The 21,679-nt window shown below is 68.5% G+C and carries 16 protein-coding genes; 10 read left to right on the top strand and 6 right to left on the bottom strand.

Annotated elements, in window-relative coordinates; translation table 11 throughout:
* Positions 1 to 228: 228 nt before the first annotated feature.
* Positions 229 to 1,710, bottom strand: coding sequence for a PucR family transcriptional regulator (locus ACLJQ7_RS17805; RefSeq protein ID WP_410649317.1), 1,482 nt, complete (start codon positions 1,708 to 1,710; stop codon positions 229 to 231).
* 111 nt (positions 1,711 to 1,821) lie between these two features.
* On the opposite strand from ACLJQ7_RS17805, the gene ACLJQ7_RS17800 reads away from it, so the two are divergent.
* From ACLJQ7_RS17800 to ACLJQ7_RS17780, 5 genes are all read left to right on the top strand, one after another.
* Positions 1,822 to 3,273, top strand: a complete 1,452-nt coding sequence (locus tag ACLJQ7_RS17800) for a sodium:solute symporter (RefSeq protein ID WP_410649316.1) — start codon at positions 1,822 to 1,824, stop codon at positions 3,271 to 3,273.
* Positions 3,274 to 3,293: 20 nt separating this feature from the next.
* Positions 3,294 to 4,247: an agmatinase gene (gene speB, locus ACLJQ7_RS17795; protein ID WP_410649315.1), complete on the top strand. Its 954-nt coding sequence runs from the start codon at positions 3,294 to 3,296 to the stop codon at positions 4,245 to 4,247.
* Positions 4,244 to 5,893 (top strand): thiamine pyrophosphate-binding protein, encoded by a 1,650-nt coding sequence (locus ACLJQ7_RS17790; protein ID WP_410649314.1) that lies wholly within the window; start codon positions 4,244 to 4,246, stop codon positions 5,891 to 5,893. Before speB ends, ACLJQ7_RS17790 begins: the two co-directional genes overlap by 4 nt.
* Positions 5,890 to 7,296, top strand: coding sequence for an aminobutyraldehyde dehydrogenase (locus ACLJQ7_RS17785; RefSeq protein ID WP_410649313.1), 1,407 nt, complete (start codon positions 5,890 to 5,892; stop codon positions 7,294 to 7,296). The genes ACLJQ7_RS17790 and ACLJQ7_RS17785 overlap by 4 nt, the downstream gene beginning before the upstream one ends.
* 80 nt (positions 7,297 to 7,376) lie before the next feature.
* Positions 7,377 to 8,819, top strand: a complete 1,443-nt coding sequence (locus tag ACLJQ7_RS17780; protein ID WP_350599171.1) for a purine-cytosine permease family protein — start codon at positions 7,377 to 7,379, stop codon at positions 8,817 to 8,819.
* Here the strand turns inward: ACLJQ7_RS17780 and ACLJQ7_RS17775 are convergent.
* On the bottom strand, positions 8,816 to 8,962 hold the full coding sequence (locus ACLJQ7_RS17775; protein WP_410649312.1) for a hypothetical protein: 147 nt from the start codon (positions 8,960 to 8,962) through the stop codon (positions 8,816 to 8,818). The two genes, ACLJQ7_RS17780 and ACLJQ7_RS17775, sit on opposite strands and share 4 nt — an antisense overlap.
* Before the next feature lie 124 nt (positions 8,963 to 9,086).
* On the opposite strand from ACLJQ7_RS17775, the gene ACLJQ7_RS17770 reads away from it, so the two are divergent.
* On the top strand, positions 9,087 to 9,770 hold the full coding sequence (locus ACLJQ7_RS17770; protein ID WP_410649311.1) for a DJ-1/PfpI family protein: 684 nt from the start codon (positions 9,087 to 9,089) through the stop codon (positions 9,768 to 9,770).
* Between the two features lie 322 nt (positions 9,771 to 10,092).
* On the opposite strand, the gene dxs is transcribed toward ACLJQ7_RS17770, so the two are convergent.
* The gene (gene dxs / locus ACLJQ7_RS17765) at positions 10,093 to 11,997 is read right to left on the bottom strand and encodes a 1-deoxy-D-xylulose-5-phosphate synthase (RefSeq protein WP_410649310.1); all 1,905 of its coding nucleotides are present in this window, start codon (positions 11,995 to 11,997) and stop codon (positions 10,093 to 10,095) included.
* 217 nt (positions 11,998 to 12,214) lie between these two features.
* On the opposite strand from dxs, the gene ACLJQ7_RS17760 reads away from it, so the two are divergent.
* The 4 genes from ACLJQ7_RS17760 to ACLJQ7_RS17745 all read left to right on the top strand — a co-directional run bounded on the left by ACLJQ7_RS17760 (position 12,215) and on the right by ACLJQ7_RS17745 (position 17,552).
* The gene (locus tag ACLJQ7_RS17760) at positions 12,215 to 13,699 is read left to right on the top strand and encodes an aldehyde dehydrogenase family protein (protein ID WP_410649309.1); all 1,485 of its coding nucleotides are present in this window, start codon (positions 12,215 to 12,217) and stop codon (positions 13,697 to 13,699) included.
* Between the two features lie 16 nt (positions 13,700 to 13,715).
* Complete coding sequence (locus ACLJQ7_RS17755) at positions 13,716 to 15,227, top strand: APC family permease (RefSeq protein ID WP_410649308.1); 1,512 nt, start codon at positions 13,716 to 13,718, stop codon at positions 15,225 to 15,227.
* Positions 15,224 to 16,777 carry a GMC family oxidoreductase gene (locus tag ACLJQ7_RS17750; protein ID WP_410649307.1) on the top strand — a complete coding sequence of 518 codons (1,554 nt, stop codon included), beginning with the start codon at positions 15,224 to 15,226 and terminating at the stop codon, positions 16,775 to 16,777. Before ACLJQ7_RS17755 ends, ACLJQ7_RS17750 begins: the two co-directional genes overlap by 4 nt.
* Before the next feature lie 232 nt (positions 16,778 to 17,009).
* Positions 17,010 to 17,552, top strand: coding sequence for a DUF1062 domain-containing protein (locus ACLJQ7_RS17745; protein WP_410649306.1), 543 nt, complete (start codon positions 17,010 to 17,012; stop codon positions 17,550 to 17,552).
* 298 nt (positions 17,553 to 17,850) lie between these two features.
* Here the strand turns inward: ACLJQ7_RS17745 and ACLJQ7_RS17740 are convergent, their stop codons facing one another.
* The 3 genes from ACLJQ7_RS17740 to ACLJQ7_RS17730 all read right to left on the bottom strand — a co-directional run bounded on the left by ACLJQ7_RS17740 (position 17,851) and on the right by ACLJQ7_RS17730 (position 21,634).
* Positions 17,851 to 18,195 carry a hypothetical protein gene (locus tag ACLJQ7_RS17740; protein ID WP_410649305.1) on the bottom strand — a complete coding sequence of 115 codons (345 nt, stop codon included), beginning with the start codon at positions 18,193 to 18,195 and terminating at the stop codon, positions 17,851 to 17,853.
* A 209-nt stretch (positions 18,196 to 18,404) separates the two neighbouring features.
* The gene (locus ACLJQ7_RS17735) at positions 18,405 to 19,610 is read right to left on the bottom strand and encodes a class I SAM-dependent RNA methyltransferase (protein WP_410649304.1); all 1,206 of its coding nucleotides are present in this window, start codon (positions 19,608 to 19,610) and stop codon (positions 18,405 to 18,407) included.
* Positions 19,607 to 21,634 carry an APC family permease gene (locus ACLJQ7_RS17730; protein ID WP_410649303.1) on the bottom strand — a complete coding sequence of 676 codons (2,028 nt, stop codon included), beginning with the start codon at positions 21,632 to 21,634 and terminating at the stop codon, positions 19,607 to 19,609. Before ACLJQ7_RS17730 ends, ACLJQ7_RS17735 begins: the two co-directional genes overlap by 4 nt.
* Between the last annotated feature and the right edge of the window lie 45 nt (positions 21,635 to 21,679).

Raw genomic sequence — 21,679 nt, 5'->3', positions numbered from 1 at the left:
GTGAAGGGGGGCTTCATGTACTTCGGGAAGGTATGAAGGCCGAGTTTCCTCGGCTGAGCCGAGGGAAAGGGCCCTTGACGCGCGGCTTTTGTGACTGCTGATGCCGGTGGGGTGCACGTGGCGATGATCGAGTCCGTGAAGGCCTCCTTGAGGGACCCAGAGTCCCTCAAGGAGGCCTTCACGGACAGAGCCCGGCATCAACCCGGCGGCTCCAACCCGAATCGCGACTCATGACCACCGCAGCGCGAACCACAGCCGCATCCGGATCTCCGGATCCGCCAGATCCACCCCCAGCGCCCGTTCGATCTGCCCGATCCGGTGCCGGACGCTGTTGCGGTGCACGCCGAGTTCGGCGGCCGTCCGGTCCCAGCCACCGTGGTGCGCGAGCCAGGTCCGCAGCGTGCCGACCAGTTCGCGGTCGCCCTTCCGGTCGAGTTCCCGCAGCGGCGCCAGCGCCTGCGCGGCGAACCCGGCCGCGGCGCTCGGATCGATGAGCGCGTCGAGCCCCGAAGGGCTTTCCGCCACCACCGGCCGTCCCAGTGCGGCGGCCCGCGTCAGCAGCAGCTCGATTTCGCCCGCAGCCTCGGGAAGCCGTCCGGGCAGGACGGGCGAACCCACGACCGCGAGCCAGCCGTCGGCGCGGAGCCGGTCGAGGTCGTCGATCTCCGGCGCCTCGCGGACGATCGCGGTGAACCGCGGCCCCGGCCGCAACCGGACGAGCGGGGTGTCGAGCCGGGCGCGCAGCCAGTCGTAGCGGGCGGCGACCTCGTTCGGCCCGCGGCGGTACGCGATCCCCGCGACCAGACGGCGTTCGTCCCCACCGATCACGCCGGTCTCGCCCAGCAGCAACGCCGTGGCGGTGGCGCCGAGGCCGGCCGCGTCCGAACCCGCGCGGCCCACCAGCCCGAGCAGCGCCGCCCCGACCGACAGGATCGAGCGGTCCGCGCCGTCGAACCGCGCCACGCGGCCGACCACGACCAGATGCGACGCCGTCGCCTGCGGGTACACCGGCTGCGCGACGACGTGCGTGCCGTCGGCCAGTTCCGTCGTGGCGCTGCGGATCCCGCGGCCCGTCCGGAGCGTGGCGACGAGTTCCCGGACTTCCGGCGGCAGCGGTGACGGCGCCCCGTGGTCCGCGGCCAGGACGTCGCCGACGCCGACCAGCGCCACCCAGGCCCCCAGCCGCCCGGCCAACGCGCTCGCGAGTTCGCCGAGCCCGTCACCGGCCGCCCTGGTCAGCGCCTCGCGCGCGACCGCGATCCGCCGCTGTTCCCGCTGCCCCGCCTCCGCCAAGGCGACCGACACCGCGCGGCTGATCGCCAGGAACGGCGTCCGCGGCTGGACGACCAGCAGCGGGAGCCCGTACCGCGCGCACGCTGACCGCAGCGCCGGCGGCAAGGTCTCGTGGGTGCCCGGCGTGAGCCCGAACCCCAGCGCGGAGATCCCGCTTTCGGCCAGCCGCCGGACGTAGCGGCCGATCTCGGCCGCGTCCACCGGCAGGTTCACCCCGGCGGTGAGCAGCAGTTCCGCCCCGAGCAGGTACGGCGCGGGATCCAGCAGCTCGCTGACGTGCGCCCAGCGCACCGGGGCGTCGAGCGCGCCCGGCCGCAGGGTCTCCACGACCGGGTCGATCGCCAGTTCCGGGTTGCCGACCACGGCCCGTAACGGGACATTCACATCCGAGCCGAACGGATCGCGGCTTTGGGTCATTTCATCCTCACTCAGACCGGAGTTCGGATGGATCATCCCATGTCGTTCAAGCCGCGAACGAACCTACGGTGACCCGAACGAAGCGAACAGCCCCAAGTCAAGGAGGACACCGTGGCCGGTGACTACGCGGTGATCGCGCTCTACATAGCGGGCATGATCGGGGTCGGCTGGTTCGGGCTGCGGCTCGCCAAGACCAAATCCGACTACCTCGTCGCGGGCCGCCGCCTCGGCTGGTTCATGTACTCGGGCACGATGTCCGCGGTCGTCCTCGGCGGCGCTTCGACGGTCGGCGGGGTGAAGCTCGGCTACACCTACGGCATCTCCGGCGCCTGGCTCGTGATCGCGATCGGCGTCGGCATCCTGGTCCTCCACACCCTGTTCGCGCGGCGGCTGGTGAAACTGCGGGTCTACACCGTCGGCGAGATGCTCGACCTGCGCTACGGCGGTTCCACCAGCACCATCTCCGGCGTGGTCATGTGGGGCTACACGCTGATGCTGACCGTCACCTCGACGCTGGCGTTCGCCACCATCTTCAAGGTCTTGTTCAACGTCCCGAGCTGGGCGGGGATCGCCATCGGCGGGTCGATCGTGGTGCTCTACTCGGTGCTCGGCGGCATGTGGTCGATCACGCTGACCGACATCGTCCAGTTCGTCATCAAGACCATCGGCATCCTGCTGATCCTGCTGCCGGTCTCGATCGTCTCGGCGGGCGGTTTCGACGGGATGGCCGCGCGGCTGGACGAAAGCTACTTCGAACTGACCGCCATCGGCGGCGACACGATCTTCACCTACTTCCTCATCTACAGCTTCGGGCTGCTGATCGGCCAGGACATCTGGCAGCGCGTGTTCACCGCGAGGACGCCGGGCATCGCGACCGGCGGCGGCGTCATCTCCGGCGTCTACTGCCTGGTCTACGGTCTCGCCGGCGCGCTGATCGGCACCGCGGCCAAGACGCTGTACCCCAACCTCGCCAGCGCGCAGGACGCGTTCGCGACCATCGTCGAGGACCAGCTTCCCGCCGGAGTCCGCGGCCTGGTGCTCGCGGCGGCGCTCTCGGCGATGATGTCGACCGCGAGCGGCGCGCTCATCGCGTGCTCGACGGTCAGCACCTCCGACCTGCTTTCCAAGCTGGGCCTCAAGAAGGCGGCGGACGAGGTCGCGAGGAACCGGGTCACCACGCTGGTCCTCGGTATCGCCGCGATCGGCATCGCGATGCTGGTGGACGACGTCGTCAACGCGCTGACCATCGCCTACGACATCCTCGTCGGCGGCCTGCTGGTCGCGATCATCGGCGGTCTGGCCTGGAAACGTGGCACCCGCCAGGGCGCGCTCGCGTCGATGGTCGTCGGCACCGTCGTGGTCATCACGTTCATGTTCGTCGACGGCGTCGAGGCCAACAGCCCGATCTACTGGGGCCTCGGGTCCAGCCTCGCGGTGTACCTGCTGGTCAGCTTCCTCACCCCGCGGACCTCGGACGAGATCCTCACCGTGTGGACGCGCCGCCTGAACGGCAGCGCGGCCGCCGAAGAAGAAGAGGCGAAACTCGCCGCTTCGCAGTCCTGAAACCATTCGAAGGAGACACAGTGCCTGAGCAGACCCCGATCGGACCCGTCGACTCTTCGAGGGTTCCCCGGTTCGCCGGTTTCGCGACCTTCGCGAGGCTGCCGCGGATCGATCAGGTCGAACATGCCGACGTCGCCGTCGTCGGGGTGCCGTTCGACGCCGGGGTGTCCTACCGTCCCGGTGCGCGGTTCGGCCCCGCGGCGCTCCGTGAGGCCAGCCGGCTCCTTCGCCCGTACCACCCCGAACTCGACGTTTCCCCGTTCGCCGAAACGCAGGTGGTCGACGCGGGCGACATCGCGCTCAACCCGTTCAACATCGGCGAGGCGATCGAGACCCTGCAGAGCGAGGCGGAGGCGCTGACCGCGGACGGGACGCGGCTGGTGACCGTCGGCGGTGACCACACGATCGCGCTGCCGCTGCTGCGGGCGGCGGCGAAGAAGCACGGACCGGTGGCGCTGCTGCACTTCGACGCACACCTCGACACCTGGGACACCTACTTCGGCGAGCCGTACACCCACGGCACCCCGTTCCGGCGGGCGTCCGAGGAAGGCCTCCTCGACACCGAAGCGCTGTCCCACGTCGGCACGCGCGGCCCGCTGTACGGCAAGCGGGATCTGGAAGAGGACCGCCGCCTCGGGTTCGGCATCGTCACCTCCGGCGACGTCATGCGCCGCGGGGTCGCCGAGACCGTCGACGCGCTGCGCCAGCGCATCGGCGGCCGCCCGCTCTACATTTCCGTCGACATCGACGTGCTCGACCCGGCGCACGCCCCGGGCACCGGCACCCCCGAAGCGGGCGGCATGACCAGCCGTGAACTGCTGGAGATCCTGCGCGGGCTGCGGGACTGCAACCTCGTCGGCGCGGATGTGGTGGAGCTCGCCCCGGCCTACGATCACGCCGAGATCACCGCCATCGCGGCCTCCCACGTCGCCTACGACCTGGTGAGCCTGCTCAGCCTGGGAAAGAGCGCATGACACAACGGATAGGCGGCGATGTAGTCGTCGAAACCCTGCACGCGCTCGGCGCGGACACCGTGTTCGGCCTGCCGGGCCAGCACGCGCTCGGCCTGTTCGAAGCGCTGCGGCGCACTGACGACCTGCGCGTCATCAGCTCACGGGTGGAGAACAACCTGGCGTTCGCGGCCGACGGGCACGCCCGTGCCCGGCTCGCGGCGGATCCCGAGGGTCCGGTCCCGGTGACGCCGATGATCGTGTCGACCGGTCCCGGCGCGTTGCTGACTTTGGCTTCCTTGCAGGAATCCCGGGCGGCTTCGATTCCGGTGCTCGGAATCTCCAGCCAGATCCCGGTCGCCGGGCTCGGCGGCGGACGGCACGGGTATCTGCACGAACTGCCCGATCAGCAGGCCAGTTTCCGTGACGTGGTGAAGTCGGTGCACGTGGTGCGCACCGTCAGCCAGATCCCGACGGCGCTGCGCGAAGCCTGGGAATCGGCGGCGACCGCGCCGTACGGGCCGGTATGGGTCGAGATCCCGCAGGACATCCTGCTGGCGACGACGGATCTGCCGCGGATCACGTCCGTGACCGCACAGCCCGCACCGCTTTCGCCGTTGCCGGAGCTCGTCGCCGAGGCCGCGGATCTCCTTGGCGCGGCTAAGAATCCGGTGATCCTCGCCGGTGGTGGCGCGTTGCGGTCGGGCGCACAGGCGGAGCTGAAGGCGCTCGCGGAGGCGTTGCGCGCGCCGGTGCTGTCGACGTTCGGCGGCAAGGGCGTCTTCGGCTGGGACCACGAACTTTCCGGGCAGTCGTGGCTCGAAGACTGGCACAGCACCGAGTTCCTGTCGGCCGCGGACGTACTGCTGGTGCTGGGTTCCGGGCTCGGCGAGCTGTCCAGCAACTATCGCGAATTCGCCCCGCGCGGCCGGGTGATCCAGGTCGAGGCCGACCTCGGGAAACTGGAGTCGAACTACCCGGCGCTGGGCATCCACGCCGACGTCCGCCTTGTCCTGCAAGGACTTCTGGAGCTGGTTCCGTTCCGTCAGAGCGACGGCGTCGCGGAAGAAGCGGTCGCGGAACTGCTGACCAACGTACGCGAACGCCTCGACGCACAGGATCTCGCGGCCGAACGCAAGCTGATCGACGACATCCGCGCGGCGATCCCCGAAGGCACGCAGACGTTCTGGGACATGACGATCGCGGCCTACTGGGCCTGGTCGGCGTGGAACCCCGAAGGCGCGCCGATCCACACCGCGCAGGGCGCGGGCGGGCTCGGCTACGGCCTGCCCGGCGCGCTGGGCGGCGCGGCGGCGACCGGCGGCCCGACGCTCGCGGTGTCCGGTGACGGCGGCGCGATGTACGGCATCGCGGAACTGGCGACGGCGGTCCAGCACGGGCTGGACGTCACGTGGCTCGTCATCGACGACGGCGGCTACGGCATCCTGCGCGAATACCTGACCGGCGCGTTCGGCCAGTCCACGGCCACCGAACTCGCGCGGCCCGATTTCGCCGCGCTGGCGGAGTCTTTCGGCGTCGGTGCCACCGTGTCCTTTTTGGACAGTATCGGGAAGGACCTTGCCGACGCGCTGGGCACACCCGGTCCGTCAGTGGTTGTCCTCCCCGCCTTCCTGAAGATGTTCGAGCCGACCCACCTGGAGAAGAAATGACTCAGGTCCTGAATTTCGTCGACGGCGCCGAGGTACCGGCGTCGGGCTCGCGGACGCTCGATCTGGTCGACCCCGCCACCGGCGAGGTCTTCGGCACCAGCGTCCTGTCCGAGCAGTCCGATGTGGACACCGCACTGGTGGCCGCCGAGCGGGCGTTCAAGGTGTGGCGCAAGAGCACTCCGGCCCAGCGGCAGCTCGCGCTGCTGAAGATCGCCGACGCGGTGGAGTCCCGCGCGGAGGAGTTCGCCGAACTCGAAATCCGCGAGACCGGCAAGATCCGCGCCGTCGTGCTGGACGAGGAGATCCCGGAATGCGTCAGCGCGCTGCGGTTCTTCGCCGGTGCGGCACGGCAGCTCGAAGGCACCGCGTCCGGGGAGTACCTGCCCGGGCATACGTCCGCGATCCGTCGCGAGCCGGTCGGCGTCTGCGCGCAGATCGCGCCCTGGAACTACCCGCTGATGATGGGCGTGTGGAAGATCGCCCCGGCGCTGGCCGCGGGCAACACCGTCGTGCTGAAGCCCGCGGAGACCACTCCGTCGACGGCCGTCCTGCTGGCGAAGGTGGCGGCGGAGTTCCTGCCGCAGGGCGCGTTCAACGTACTGTGCGGCGACCGCGACACCGGCCGCGCGCTGGTGAAGCATCCGATCACCGATCTGGTGTCGATCACCGGATCGACCCGCGCCGGTATCGACGTCGCCACCGTCGCCGCGACCGACCTGAAGCGCACGCACCTCGAACTCGGCGGCAACGCGCCGCTGCTGGTCTTCGGCGACGTGAACCTCGCCGAGGCGGCCGAGGGCATCGTCGGGGCGGCGTTCTACAACGCCGGGCAGGACTGCACCGCGGGCAGCCGGGTGCTGGTGGACGCGGCGATCCACGACGCGTTCGTCGCAGAGCTGACCAAGGCCGCCGCCGCGCAGAAGCCCGGCACGGACTTCGGCCCGCTCAACAGCGAAGCGCAGTTCGGCCGGGTTCGCGGCCTCGTCGAGCGGCTTCCCGCCCACGCCCGCTTGGAGACCGGCGGCTCGCCCGCCGGTGACCGCGGTTTCTTCTTCTCCCCCACCGTGATCTCCGGCTTGAAGCAGGACGACGAGATCGTGCAGGAGGAGATCTTCGGCCCGGTGATCACCGTCCAGTCCTTTGTGGACGAGGACGAGGCGGTGCGCCTGGCCAACGGCGTCCCGTACGGGCTCGCGTCGTCGATCTGGACCAACGACTTGTCACGCGCGACCCGCGTTTCGGGCGAACTCGACTTCGGCTGCGTCTGGGTCAACACCCACGGGCCGCTGGTCTCGGAAATGCCCCATGGCGGCTTCGGGCACTCGGGCCACGGGAAGGACCTCTCGTCCTACTCCTTCGCCGAGTACACCCGCGTCAAGCACGTCATGACCCGCTTCGCCTGACCGCGTTTCGTCCTCTGGACGCGGTCCTTGCACACGCAAGTACCGCATTCAGAGGACGAAACGCATAGCTGGAGGTCCCCATGGGTGACAAGGTCACCGAAGTCGAGCAGCACGGTATCGCGCCGATCCCGCCGGAGGAACAGACGTCGCGCCCGCGCGACCTGTTCCGGATGGCGTTCGGCGGCGCGAACACCTTCGCCACGATCATCCTCGGGACGCTCCCGATCGCCTTCGGCCTGAGCTTCTGGGCGGCCGTCGCGGCCACCGTCGCGGGCGTGGTCGTCGGCGCGCTCGTGCTCTCGCCGATGTCGTTGTTCGGCCCGCTCACCCGGACCAACAACGCCGTCTCCTCGGGCGCGCACTTCGGCGTCGTCGGCCGTTGTGTCGGCTCCTTCCTCTCCCTGCTGACGGCGATCACGTTCTTCGCCATCTCGGTCTGGGTGAGCGGCGACGCCGTCGCCGGTGCGGCACAACGGCTTTTCGGCTTCGACGGCGGCGAAGTGCTGCGCGGTGTCGCGTACGGCGTCATCGCGATCGCGACGCTGGTGGTGTGCATCTACGGCTACCGGTTCATGTTGCTGGTGAACCGGGTCGCCGTGGTGCTGGGCACGGCGATCATGCTGCTCGGGATCGTGGCCTACGGCGGCACGTTCGACCCCGGGTTCGCCGGCACCGGCACCTACGCGCTCGGGGATTTTTGGCCGACCTGGATCCTTGCCGCGCTCACCACGATGGCGAACCCGATCTCGTTCGGCGCCTTCCTCGGCGACTGGACGCGCTACATCCCCGCGCGTCACAGCCGCCGTTCCCTGCTGGCCGCGCCCTTCCTGGCGCAGGTGGCGACGTTGCTGCCGTTCGGGTTCGGTATCGCCACCGCGACGCTGGTCGCGGACCCGGCCGACTACATCACCGGTCTGACCGCGATCTCCCCGCTCTGGTACGCGATCCCGCTGATCGTGGTCGCGCTGATCGGCGGGCTGTCCACCGGTACGACGTCGCTCTACGGGACCGGGCTGGACTTCAGCTCGATCTTCGTGAAACTGAGCCGCGTGCAGGCGACACTGCTGATCGGCTCGCTCAGTGTCGTGTTCATCTTCGTCGGCAATTTCGTGCTGGACATGGTGTCGAGCATCAACGCCTTCGCGACGCTGATCGTGCTGTGCACCTCACCGTGGATGGTGATCATGATGATCGGTTTCGTGCTGCGGCGCGGGTTCTACGATCCGGACGACCTCCAGGTGTTCAACCAGGGCCGCAAGGGCGGGCGCTACTGGTTCACCCGCGGCGTGAACTGGCGCGCGATGGCCGCGTGGATCCCGGCGACGACGCTGGGCCTGCTGACCGCCAACACCCCGATGATCGCCGGGCCGTTCAAGGACATCGCGGGCGGCGTGGACGTCAGCATGGTGGTGACGCTGTGCACGGCGGCGATCGCGTACCCGGTGCTGGTGAAGCTCTTCCCCGAACCGCGGGAGGTCTACTCCTACGCGGAGCCTGTCGCGGAACCGGCCGTCGCGGTTTAGGCGAACCGACGCAGCGCCCCGAGGAACAGCGCGTCGAAGGCGCGATCCGGGAGCACCCGGCGCACGAACAGGATCGGCTTCGCCCCGAACCCGGCGGCGTAGCGGGTCTTCGGGCGCCGGGCCCGGACGGCCTTCAGAATCACGTCGGCGATCACCTTCGGATGGGAACCGCGCGCGGCTCCGTCGAAGAGCTTCGCGAGCCAACCTGAGCCCCTTTTCGCGCGACCACTGGGTATGCAGCGTCGTACGTTTCTGCGTGCTTCAGCCTTGTCCGCCGGCCTGGCAGGCGTCACCGCGCCCGCCGCTTCCGCCGCCGCCCCGTTACGGGTGCAGATCCTGATGTTCGACGGCGTGGAGGAACAGGATTTCGTCGCGCCCGTCGAAGTACTCGGCCTGGCCGGGAAGCTCACCGGCGGCGCCGTGGTCACCTCGCCCGTGGCCGCGGGGCGGCCCGGACCCGTGAAATGCACCTACGGCACCGTCGTCGAGGTCCCGCGCTCGTGGTCGCCCGGCGAGGCCGACGTCCTCGTCGTGCCCGGTGGCGGCTACACCGACCGGAACGGCCCCGGAGTGCACCGCCTCAACGCCGATCAGGGGTTTCTACGGCGCCTCGCCGCGTCGCGGGCGCTGCCCGTCGGGATCTGCACCGGCACGATGGTGCTGTCCGCCGCCGGCCTGACGAAGGGCCGCAACGCGACGACGCATCACGGCGCGAAGGCGGATCTGGCCGCACAGGGCGCGAAGGTGATCGACGCGCGTGTCGTCGACGACGGCGATCTGATCACCGGCGGCGGGATCACCGCGGGGCTCGAGGTTTCGCTGTGGGCTCGTGGAGCGCTTTCTGGGCGCGAAGGTCGCTCAGCGGGCCGAAGTGGTGCTGGAGTACGAGCGGCGAGGCACTGTCTGGCGGGCCTAGCGCGTGCTGGCCCCCAAGTGCGCCGGACCGTGTGAGTTTTTGGTCATCTAACGACCAGAAATCACACGGTCACCGACTCAGCCCTCGCCGACGCCCCAGTCCTCCGCAACTCGTGCTTGAACGATGATCCGGCCCACGGTCGCCTGATCGACTTGGGCGTATCGCGCGCTCCGGCGCTGTGGCACACCGATCGAAACGCCTTGCACATCAGGTAATTCCGCGATTTCGTCGCCGTCGCGATCCGGTCGGCCCTCGGCTGAATCTGCCGCAACACCACGTTGCGAAAGCCACTTTCGCAACCTTCAACGTTGCGAAAGTGGCTTTCGCAACGTCGTCACGGCCCCACGAACGCGCATCTCAACGGTGCGTGTCCTCCGGCGCCGGCGTCCGGCTAGCCAGCTTCGCCGACCACTCGGTCACCCGCCGCGCCACGTCCTGCGCGGTGAGCCCGACGCGGGCCAGCACCTCCTCGCGCGAACCGTGGTCGTGGAACACCTGCGGCACCGCGAGATCACGCAGCGGCACATCGCATTCGGCGTCGCGGAACAGCGCGGCCAGCGCGGAGCCGAAACCACCGTGCCGCCCGCTGTCCTCGACGGTCACGACGAGCTTGTGCTGCTCGGCCAGCGCCACCAGCTCGGCGGGTGCGGGGACGACCCAGCGCGGGTCCACCACGGTCACGCCGATGCCCTGATCGGCCAGCCGGTCCGCGGCGGCGAGCCCGAGCATCGCGAACGCGCCCACCGCGACGAGCAGGACGTCGGCTTCACCGGCGGGTTTGCGCAGCACGTCCACGGTGCCGACGCGTTCCACGGCGGGCACCGAGTCGACCACGCCGCCCTTGGAGAACCGCAGCGCCGTCGGCCCGTCCTCGACGGCGACGGCCTCCCGCAGTTCCTCGCGCAGCGTTCCGGCGTCTCGCGGGGCGGCGACCCGCATGCCGGGCACCATGCCGAGCAGCGAGAGGTCCCACATGCCGTGGTGACTCGGCCCGTCCGGTCCGGTGATACCCGCCCGGTCCAGCACCAGCGTCACCGGCTGGCGGTGCAGCGCGACGTCCATCAGGACCTGGTCGAACGCGCGGTTCAGGAAGGTCGAGTAGACCGCGACGACGGGGTGCTTGCCGCCCATCGCGAGCCCGGCGGCCGAGGTCACCGCGTGCTGCTCGGCGATCCCGACGTCGTACCAGCGGTCCGGGTAGGCCTCGGCGAACTTGTGCAGACCGGTCGAGCGCAGCATGGCCGCGGTGATCGCGACGACGTCCTCGCGGTCGGCGCCGATCTTCACCAGCTCGTCGGCGAAGACGCCGGTCCAACTCGGGCCCTTGACCGGTGGCAGGCCGGTTTCCGGGTCGATCGGGTCGGTCTGGTGCATCTGGTCGGCCTGGTTGGTCACCGCGGGCTCGTAGCCGTGCCCCTTCTCGGTGACCACGTGGACGATGACCGCGCCGCCGAAGTCGCGGGCGCTCTGGAACGCCTTCTCCAGCGCGACAAGATCGTGCCCGTCGACCGGGCCGAGGTACTTGAGGCCGAGGTCGGAGAACATCATCTGCGGGCTCAGCGCGTCCTTCAAGCCCGCCTTCGCCGCGTGCAGCGCCGCGTAGATCGGCTTGCCGACGACGGGCGTGTGCCGCAGCAGTTCCTTGCCGCGGTCCAGAACGCGCTCGTAGCCCGGCTTGAGCCGCAGCGACGCGAGGTGGTCCGCGACCCCGCCGATGGTCGGCGAGTACGAGCGGCCGTTGTCGTTGATGACGATGACGACCGGGCGGCGCGGGTTCGCGGCGATGTTGTTGAGCGCCTCCCAGCACATGCCGCCGGTCAGCGCGCCGTCGCCGACGACGGCGATCGCGTGCCTGCCGCCCCCGCCGAGTTCGAACGCCTTCGCCAGACCGTCCACATAGGACAACGCGGTCGACGCGTGGCTGTTCTCGACGAGGTCGTGCTCGCTTTCGCAGCGCGCCGGGTAGCCGGTGAGGCCGCCGAGCTGGCGCAGCTTGCCGAAGCCGTCGTGACGGCCGGTGACGATCTTGTGCACGTACGCCTGGTGACCGACGTCCCACACGATGGCGTCGTCCGGCGAGTCGAAGACCCGGTGCAGCGCCATGGTCAGCTCGACCACACCCAGGTTCGGGCCGAGATGACCACCGGCGAGCCGCACCTTTTCGACGAGGAAGTCCCGGATCTCCGCGGCCAGCTCGTCGAGCTGCTCCGGGTTCATCCGCTTCAAGTCGGCCGGTCCGTGCACGGACTCGAGCAACGTCACTCTCCCACCTCGCCTGGTTCCTCTTCCGCCGTTCCGACCAGTCTACGGAGGGCACCTGAGAGTCTTCCGTCCACCGCGTCACGGGTCACATGTCAGAAAATCACCACTCGACACCCGACGGTGTGAACATGGTCTCTTTTGCCAAGTAGCGGTCACGTGGGGTGCCCGCGATAATCGCTGCTCGACGGTTGAGCAGGAGCCGGTTCCGGAGGGCTTGATGGCGGACTTTTTCATCGGTGGCGAGTGGGTCGACGCGGTAGGCGGTGGTCGCCGGGAAATCCGCTGCCCCGCGGACGGGTCGCTGGTCGCGGAGGTCGCCGAAGGCACCCGTGAGGACACCGAAGCGGCCATCGCCGCCGCGAGGAAGGCGTTCGACACCGGCCCGTGGCCGCGGACACCCGCTCCGCAGCGCGGCGACCTGCTGCTGAAGGCCGCTGACCTGCTCGACCGGGACGCCGCGGCCTTCGCCCGCGCCGAGTCGCTCGACACCGGGAAACGGCTGGTCGAGAGCGAATACGACATGGCCGACATCGCCGCGTGCCTGCGCTACTTCGGCAAGCTCGCGGCGAACGACGCCGGCCGCGTGGTCGACACCGGCAACCCGGACGCGTTCAGCCGGATCGTGCACGAGCCGGTCGGCGTCTGCGGGCTGATCACGCCGTGGAACTACCCGCTCCTGCAGACCATCTGGAAGGTCGCCCCCGCGCTCGCGGCGGGCAACACGTTCGTCCTCAAACCCAGCGAGCTGACCCCGCACACCTCGATCATGCTGATGAAGCTGCTGACCGAGGCCGGGCTGCCCGGCGGCGTCGCGAACCTGGTGCTCGGCGCCGGTGCGCAGGCCGGGGCGCCGCTGTCCGAGCATCCGGACGTCGACCTCGTGTCGTTCACCGGCGGCCTCGCGACCGGCAAGATCATCGCCGCCTCCGCGGCCGCGACCATCAAGAAGGTCGCGCTGGAACTGGGCGGCAAGAACCCGAACGTCGTCTTCGCCGACTCGGACTTCGAGACCGCCGTCGACTACGCGCTGACCGCGGTGTTCCTGCACTCCGGGCAGGTCTGTTCGGCGGGCGCGCGGCTGATCGTCCAAGAGGAGTGGCATGACAGGTTCGTCGACGAACTCGTCCGCCGTGCCGAACTGATCCGACTGGGTGGACCTTTCGACCCGAAGGCTGAAACCGGTCCGCTGATCTCGGCCGCCCATTTGGAAAAGATCGAACGCTACGTCGCCGCGGCGCTGGAAGACGGCGCCGTCCTGCGCACCGGCGGCAAACGCCCCGACGATCGCGAGCTCGCGAAGGGGCACTACTACCTGCCGACCATCCTCGACCACGTGAAGCAGGGCAGCAGCGCCGTCGTCGACGAATCGTTCGGCCCCGTGCTCACCGTCGAGACCTTCACCGACGAGGACGACGCCGTCCGCATCGCCAACGACACGCACTACGGCCTCGCGGGCGCGGTGTTCACCTCGGACGCCTCCCGCGCGCAGCGGGTCGCGAACCGGCTGCGGCACGGCACGATCTGGATCAACGATTTCCACCCGTATCTGCCGCAGGCGGAATGGGGTGGCTACAAGCAGTCCGGCTTCGGGCGCGAACTCGGCCCGACCGGGCTCGCCGAGTACACGGAGGCGAAGCACATCTACCAGAACCTCCGGCCCGCTCCACAGCGCTGGTTCTCCGGGGAGCCCGCGTCCAACTGAAGAGGGGAAATCGCCGATGAGCAATCCTTCCGATGACGGCCTCGCCGGTTTCGGCTACAAACAGGAACTCGAAAGAACGCTCGGCAATTTCCACACCTTCGCCGCGGGGATCAGCTACATCTCGATCCTGACGGGGACCTTCCAGCTGTTCTACTTCGGTTTCAGCTTCGGCGGGCCCGCGTACTGGTGGTCGTGGCCGATGGTGTTCGTCGGCCAGCTGATGGTGGCGCTGTCGTTCGCCGAGCTGGCCGCGCACTATCCGGTCGCCGGGTCGATCTACAACTGGTCGAAACGGCTCGGCAGCCCGCACGTCGCCTGGCTGGCCGGGTGGATGATGCTGACCGCCTCGATCGTCAGCATCGCCGCGGTCGCGCTGGCGTATCAGATCACGCTCCCCCAGATCTCGTCGTTCTTCTCCTTCTCCGGCGACAGCGCGGTGAACGCGGTCATCCTGGGCAGCGGGCTGATCGTGTTCACGACGCTGGTGAACGCCTGGGGCGTGAAGCTGATGGCGCGGATCAACAGCGCCGGGGTGTTCATCGAACTGATCGCCGCGGTCCTGTTGATCGTCGCGCTCGCGGTCAACATCACGCGGGGCCCCGAGGTCGTCATGCAGACCAACAACACCGGCGCCGACCAGCCGTGGGGCTATTTCGGGGCGTTCCTGGTCGCGTCGCTCGCGTCGACCTACGTCATGTACGGCTTCGACACCGCCAGCTCGCTCGGCGAGGAGTCCCACGACCCGCGCAAGAACGCGCCCAAGGCGATCCTGCGCGCGCTGATCGCGTCGTTCGTCATCGGCGGGCTGATCCTCATCCTCGCGCTGATGGCCGTCGGCGACATCAACAACCCGGAGATCGCGACCGGCGGGCTCCAGTTCATCGTGCTGGACGTCCTCGGCAGCACGATCGGCACGATCTTCCTGCTGGCGGTCGTCATCGCCATCACCGTGTGCAACCTGGCCGTGCAGTCGGCGGCGATCCGGATGATGTTCGCGATGGGCCGCGACAACAACCTGCCCGCCGGGAAGCATCTGGCCCGGGTGTCGCCGAAGACGAAGACGCCGGTGATCCCCGCGATCGTGTCCGGCGTGATCGCGGTGCTGATCCTGGTGGTCAACGTCGGCCAGCCGCAGATCTTCACGGTGATCACCAGTATCGGCATCATCATGATCTACCTGGCGTATCTGCTGGTCACCGTTCCGATGCTGGTCAAACGCCTGCGCGGGCAGTGGCCGCCGCCCAAGGTGGCGGGCACCAAGTACTTCTCGCTCGGCAAACTGGGGCTGCCGGTCAACATCCTCGGCGTGCTGTGGGGCGGCGCGATCGTGGTGAACCTGGCGTGGCCGCGGCGCGAGGTCTACAACGCGACCGAGCCGTACCACTGGTACCTCGAATGGGGGGCCGTGCTGTTCGTCGGCGCGGTGGCGGTCGTCGGTTTCGCGTATTACTGGTTCGTCCTGCGGCACAAGAGCGGCGTCCTGGCCGACCACGCCGCGGAAGCACTTCCCGAGGAGGCGGCACAGTGACCGGAGAGTTCGACTACATCGTCGTCGGCGGCGGGACGGCGGGTTCGGTGGTCGCCGCGAGACTCTCGGAAGACCCGGACGTCACCGTGGCGCTCCTGGAAGCCGGACCGTCCGATGTGGACGATCCGGCGGTACTGGAACTGACGAAGTGGATGGCGCTGCTGGAATCCGGCTACGACTGGGACTATCTGGTCGAACCGCAGGAGTCCGGCAACTCGTTCCTGCGCCACGCCCGCGCGCGGGTGCTCGGTGGCTGCTCGTCGCACAACTCGTGCATCGCGTTCTGGGCGCCGGCCGAAGACCTCGACGAATGGGCGTCGCTCGGCCTGCCCGGCTGGTCTTCGAAGGATATTTTCCCGCTGTACCAACGGCTTGAGACCAACGACGGTCCCGGCGACCACCACGGCCGCTCCGGTCCGGTGACGATCCGCTCGGTCCCGCCGAACGACCCGACCGGTGTCGCGCTGCTGCAGGCCTGCGAGCAGGCGGGCATCCCGAGGACGGAGTTCAACTCGGGCAAGACCGTGACGCACGGGGCGAACTGGTTCCAGATCAACGCGCGGGAGGACGGCACGCGGTCGTCCGCGTCGGTGTCGTATCTGCATCCGATCATCGGCCGGCGGCCGAACCTGGAGATCATCACCGGCGCCCGTGTCCGGCGGCTGCTGTTCGACGGCAAACGCTGCACCGGCGCGGAATACCTGGCCGACGACCTGATCCACGGTGTCCCGCTGCGGGCGCGGCGCGAGGTCATCCTGTCTTCGGGTGCGATCGACACCCCGAAACTCCTGATGCTGTCGGGGATCGGCCCCGCCGAGCATCTGCGCGAGGTCGGTGTCGACGTCCTGGTGGACTCCCCCGGCGTCGGCGAGAACCTGCAGGATCACCCCGAAGGCGTCATCCAGTGGGACGCGCTGCAGCCGATGACGACCGAGTCCACGCAATGGTGGGAGATCGGCATCTTCACTACCACCGAGGAGGGGCTCGACCGGCCGGACCTGATGTTCCACTACGGCTCGGTGCCGTTCGACATGAACACCCTCCGGCAGGGGTATCCGACCACGGAGAACGGTTTCTGCCTGACCCCGAACGTCACCCGCGCACGGTCGACCGGGACGGTGCGGCTGCGCAGCCGTGACTACCGGGACAAGCCGAAGGTGGACCCGCGGTACTTCACCGACGAGCACGACATGCGGGTGATGACCTACGGCATCAAACTGGCCCGCAAGATCGCCGAGCAGCCCGCGCTGGACGAATGGGCGGGCACGGAACTGGCGCCCGGCAAGGACGTCAAGACCGACGACGAGATCGCGGACTACCTGCGCAAGACGCACAACACGGTCTATCACCCCTCGTGCACCGCGAAAATGGGCGGTGACGGCGACCCGATGGCCGTACTGGACGCGCGTCTGCGAGTGCGGGGGGTCGAAGGCCTGCGGGTCGCCGACGGTTCGGCGATGCCGTTCCTGGTCGCGGTGAACCCGTGCATCACGACGATGGCGATCGGTGAGCGGTGTGCGGACATGCTGAAGGAGGACGCGCGCTCCTGACTTCACACTGAAGGCCCCCTTGCCGCGGCGAGGGGGCCTTCGCTTTGCCCTGGAAAACCGGTGGAGCGGTCCCTCCTCGGCCATTACCGTGCTGCCGGACCACGTCGTCGAGCCGGAGGGCCCTGCCGTTGTACGCCCTGTGAGACCTCCCGAGCGCTGATTTCGTCGCGCGTCGCCCTGGGCGCCGCGCTTCCTTTTGCTGCGGATTTCTCACTGGAACGGGTGTATTCCTGTGCTCGAAAACTGGGTGGTCGTCCCCACTTGCCTGCCTGTCGTCCTCCGCCGTTGTCACGTCTGCCCGTCCGGGCGCTTCCGGGCGAACGGCAGATTTCGCGTCAACGCCCACCACAAACTCCTCGACGTCTGGCTTCTCGTGCGCTGCACCGGATGCGGGGACACCGCGAAACTCACGATCCTGGAGCGCGTGAACGTTCGCTCCGTCCGGCCTGAACTGCTGGAGCGGCTGCACGAGAACGACCTGGGGTTGGCGGCCGAACTGCTCCAGGATCCGGCCGTGCTCCGCCGTAACCACGTCTCCCTCGATTGGGAGGGCGCGTGGCGGCTCGATACCGGCTCTACGTGTCAGGGGGACTTTCGCGAGGTCTCGGTTCGCTTCGAGGCTCGGATCCCGGTCCGGCCGGCGCGGGTGATCGCTGAAGGGTGCGGCCTTTCGCGGGGCGAGGTCGAGCGGCTGATCGAGGAAGGGAAGGTGATTTCGGCGGTGCGGTTGACCGGGAAAGCGACCGGCGATTTCACCTTCACGCTGAAACGCTGACTTGGTCACGGGATTTCACGTGACTGGACGGACGACACACGTGATCAGGTGGACGACACACGTGATCAGATGGACGACGCTTCATGGAGAAGGCCCGGCCACGCACGTGTCGTCCGTCCAGTCACACGTGTCGTCCGGCCAGTCACACGTGTCGTCCATCCGATCACGAACGCCGTACTCCGCGGAGTGCGCGAAAGTGGCTTTCGCGACTCCCCCAGACCACTGGTCTCACAACCACTGGGGCGACCAACTCGCGCTCACGACCACCTGAACCCGACCGCCCTCGCCTCACGCGATCTCAGAAGTAGATGGCCGCCGGTGTTCCCCGATTGCCCATCATCTGGTCCAGCGCCCACGCCCGTCCGAATTCCGCCAGCGCCGGACCCGACCAGTACCCGGAAATGCTGACTCCCTTCCACAGTGGCATCTTCGGCCCGTTCAGGGTTCCGTGACCGACCTGCACCTGGACCGCGCCTTCCACCCAGGTGAAGACGAAATGCGCGTACATGAACACCCAGGCTTGCCTGCCCAGCAGATCGCGCGCGAGCACCGGCCCCTCTGATGGATACGGTGCCGTGTAGATGACTTGTTTCCGGCCGTTCCGGTAACTGATCTCCTGTGCCGTGACACCGGGAGGAAGCATCGGCGGTTCCACGTGGTCAGTCCCTCACGATGGAGATCGCGCCGCGCCCGTCGCAGCCTTTACCGCCGCATACCGCAGTAAGATAGTTCATGATGTGAGCTTGAGTTCCCTTACCGATTCCGGAAGTCGTGAACTCAAGTTAGCCAGCACGAAGACACCAGGACAAGCCGAACGAAGCCGATCCATTCCGACGGATTACAAATCCCGAATCATTGCAGCAACGCAACGCATTCGACGTGGTGCGTCATCGGGAAAGCGTCGAATGCGCGCAGGTCGACCAGCCTGTAACCGTGCCCCGCGAACAGCGCGATGTCCCGCGCCAGCGCGGCGGGGTCGCAAGCCACGTAGACGATCCGGTCGGGCGAACCCTCCACAATGGACTCGACGACGGCCTTGCCCGCACCCTTGCGCGGCGGGTCGAGGACGACGACGTCGACCGGTTTCGGGGCATCGGCCAGCAGGTGTTCGACGCGGCCGGAGCGCCAGCGGACCTGCGGGAGGCCGGCCAGGTTCTCCTCACCGTCGGCGACGGCACGCCGGCCGGATTCGATGGCCAGAACACGCCCGCGCGGGCCGACCTGCTCGGCGAGCACCGACGCGAAAAGGCCGACACCGGCATACAGGTCCCATGCCACGCCGTCACGCGGCGCCTCCGCCCATTCCGCGACGACGGCGGCCAGCGTGTCCGCGGCGGCCGGGTGGACCTGCCAGAAGCCGTGGGCGTCCAGGCGCCAGTCGCGACCGGCGGCGTGCTGCACGGCGATTCCGCCGGCCAGCTGCCGCGAGCGGGTCTTGCCGTGGACCGTCGACAGGTCGCGAAGGTGCACCTTCCCCTCGCCGTCCTTGGTTACCTCGATTTCGCTGCCGGGCCGCCATTTCCGCGAAACGACGTCGTCGAGCGCGCCGGGGACGGTGATCGGGCAGTCGTCGATCGCGATCACGCGGTGACTGTGGTGCGCCCGGAAACCCGCCCTGCCGTCCTTGCCCGCGACGAGCCGGACGCGGCTGCGCCAGTCCAGCGGGCCACCGTCGAGAGCTTCGACGACGACCTCGCGCTCGATCCCGGCCAGCCGCTTGAGCTGCTCGGCGACCACCGCCGCCTTGAGCTCACGCTGATATCCGGGTGTGGCGTGCTGCCAGTCGCAGCCGCCGCACTCCCCCGGCGCCGCGAGCGGGCACGGCGGCTCGACGCGGTCCGGCGACGCCTCGAGGACCTCGACGGCGTCGGCGCGGCAGAACGACCCGCCCTTGTCTTCGGTGACCGAGGCCAGGACCCGCTCCCCGGGCAACGCGTGCCGCACGAACACGACCCGCCCCTCCGCCCGCGCGACGCAGTGCCCGCCGTGCGCGACCGCGCCGACCTCCAGCTCGATCGTTCGTCCGAGCCAGGTGCCGGTCGACGCGTCCACACTCATTCTGCTTTGTCCTTCTTCGTTTCGGGTTGCTTGACCACCGGGGAGAATCCACGCCGCACGTCGCCTGCCGCCGGCCGTGCCTTCCGGTCGCGTTTGATCGCCTTTTCCGACGATTCGAGCTGCCACGGCACGCTGGTCACCATGACGCCGGGCTGGAACAGGAGCCTGCCCTTGAGCCGCAGCGCGCTCTGGTTGTGCAGAACCTGCTCCCACCAGTGCCCGACCACGTATTCGGGGATGAACACGGTCACCACGTTGCGTGGGTTGTCGCCGCGGACGCGCTTCACGTAGTCCAGCACCGGTTTCGTGATCTCGCGATACGGCGATTCGATCACCTTCAGCGGCACCTTGAAATTGTGGTCGTCCCATTCCTGGACGAGTTTACGGGTCTCGACGTCGTCGACGTTCACCGTGACGGCTTCGAGGACGTCCGGCCGCACGGCCTTGGCGTAGGAGAGCGCGCGCAGGGTCGGCAGGTGCAGTTTCGAAATCAGCACGATCGCGTGGTTGCGCGAAGGCAATACGGTCGGCTTGCGGTCCATCTCGCGCAATTCCTCCGCGACCCGGTCGTAATGCTTTCGGATCGCGGTCATCAGGATGTAGATCGCCACCATGGCCGCGATCGCGATCCACGCGCCGAGCAGGAACTTCGTGACCAGCACGATGATCAGCACGGTGCCGGTCATGGTGAGGCCGATCGCGTTGACCGTCTGCGAACGCCGCATCCGCCGCCGTACCACCGGATCGGTTTCCCTCGCCAGCAACCGGTTCCAGTGCCGGATCATGCCCGCCTGGCTGATCGTGAAGGAGACGAACACGCCCACGATGTAGAGCTGGATGAGTTTCGTGACCTCGGCGTCGAACGCGATGATCAGCACCAGCGCGAACGCCGAGAGGAACAGGATGCCGTTGGAGAAGGCCAGCCGGTCGCCCCGGGTGTGCAGCTGACGCGGCAGGTAACGGTCCTGGGCGAGGATCGAGCCGAGCACCGGGAAACCGTTGAACGCGGTGTTCGCGGCCAGCAGCAGGATGATGCCGGTGGCGAAGGAGATGTAGTAGAAGGCGGGGGTGAAGTCGGCGAACACCGCCTGCGCGATCTGCGCGACGATCGTCTTCTGCTCGTAGCCCGCCGGGGTGCCGGTGAGCTGCGTCGCCGGGTGCTCGGCGAATTTGACGTCGGTGATGATCGCCAGCGTGATGATGCCGACCAGCATCGTCACCGCGAGCACCCCCATCATCAGCAGGGTGGTCGCCGCGTTCTTCGATTTCGGCTTCTGGAACGCCGGGACGCCGTTGCTGATCGCCTCGACGCCGGTCAGCGCCGCCGCGCCGGAAGAGAACGTGCGCAGCAACAGGAAGAAAAAGGCGAAACCGGTCAAAGAGGCTTCTTCGTGCAGCTGGAAATCCGCGCTCTCGGCCCGCATGTCCGCGCCGGAGGCCGCCTCGATCAGGCCCCAGATCACCATGCCGAGGATGCCGATGATGAAGCCGTAGGTCGGGATCGCGAACGCTTTGCCCGATTCGCGCACTCCGCGCAGGTTCAGCGCGGTCAGCACGACCACGATGACGACCGCGGCGATCACCTTGTGCTGCGCCACCCAGGGAATCGCGGAGCCGATGTTCGCCACGCCGGACGATGTCGACACCGCCACGGTGAGCACGTAGTCGACCAGCAGCGCGCTGGCGACGGTGAGCCCGAATTTGCCGCCGAGATTGGTGTTGGCGACTTCGTAGTCACCGCCACCGCTGGGATAGGCGTGCACGTTCTGCCTGTAGGACGCGACCACGACCAGCATGACGAGCGCGACGGCGACGCCGATCCACGGCGCGAACGCGTACGCGGACAAGCCGGCGACGCTGAGGGTCAGGAAGATCTCCTCAGGCGCGTAGGCGACGCTCGACAACGCGTCGGACGCGAAAATCGGCAGCGCGATGCGCTTCGGCAGCAGCGTATGCGAGAGGCGGTCACTCCGGAATGGACGTCCGAGGACGAGCCGCTTCAATACGGTCGGGAACTTCGACACCTGGGAAGCGTAACGGCGGCGCGCAGCGTCTCCGTTGAGGGTGGT

The sequence above is a fragment of the Amycolatopsis sp. cmx-4-54 genome (assembly GCF_046548895.1).
Lineage (GTDB): Bacteria > Actinomycetota > Actinomycetes > Mycobacteriales > Pseudonocardiaceae > Amycolatopsis.
This window is presented reverse-complemented; position numbering and strand designations above follow the sequence as displayed.

What these genes read in the sequence shown, in the direction of transcription:
- ACLJQ7_RS17805 (WP_410649317.1), bottom strand. Translation starts at nt 1,710, where the DNA reads ATGACCCAAAGCCGCGATCCGTTCGGCTCGGATGTGAATGTCCCGTTA.
- ACLJQ7_RS17790 (WP_410649314.1), top strand. Translation starts at nt 4,244, where the DNA reads ATGACACAACGGATAGGCGGCGATGTAGTCGTCGAAACCCTGCACGCG.
- ACLJQ7_RS17785 (WP_410649313.1), top strand. Translation starts at nt 5,890, where the DNA reads ATGACTCAGGTCCTGAATTTCGTCGACGGCGCCGAGGTACCGGCGTCG.
- ACLJQ7_RS17780 (WP_350599171.1), top strand. Translation starts at nt 7,377, where the DNA reads ATGGGTGACAAGGTCACCGAAGTCGAGCAGCACGGTATCGCGCCGATC.
- ACLJQ7_RS17760 (WP_410649309.1), top strand. Translation starts at nt 12,215, where the DNA reads ATGGCGGACTTTTTCATCGGTGGCGAGTGGGTCGACGCGGTAGGCGGT.
- ACLJQ7_RS17755 (WP_410649308.1), top strand. Translation starts at nt 13,716, where the DNA reads ATGAGCAATCCTTCCGATGACGGCCTCGCCGGTTTCGGCTACAAACAG.
- ACLJQ7_RS17740 (WP_410649305.1), bottom strand. Translation starts at nt 18,195, where the DNA reads ATGCTTCCTCCCGGTGTCACGGCACAGGAGATCAGTTACCGGAACGGC.
- ACLJQ7_RS17735 (WP_410649304.1), bottom strand. Translation starts at nt 19,610, where the DNA reads ATGAGTGTGGACGCGTCGACCGGCACCTGGCTCGGACGAACGATCGAG.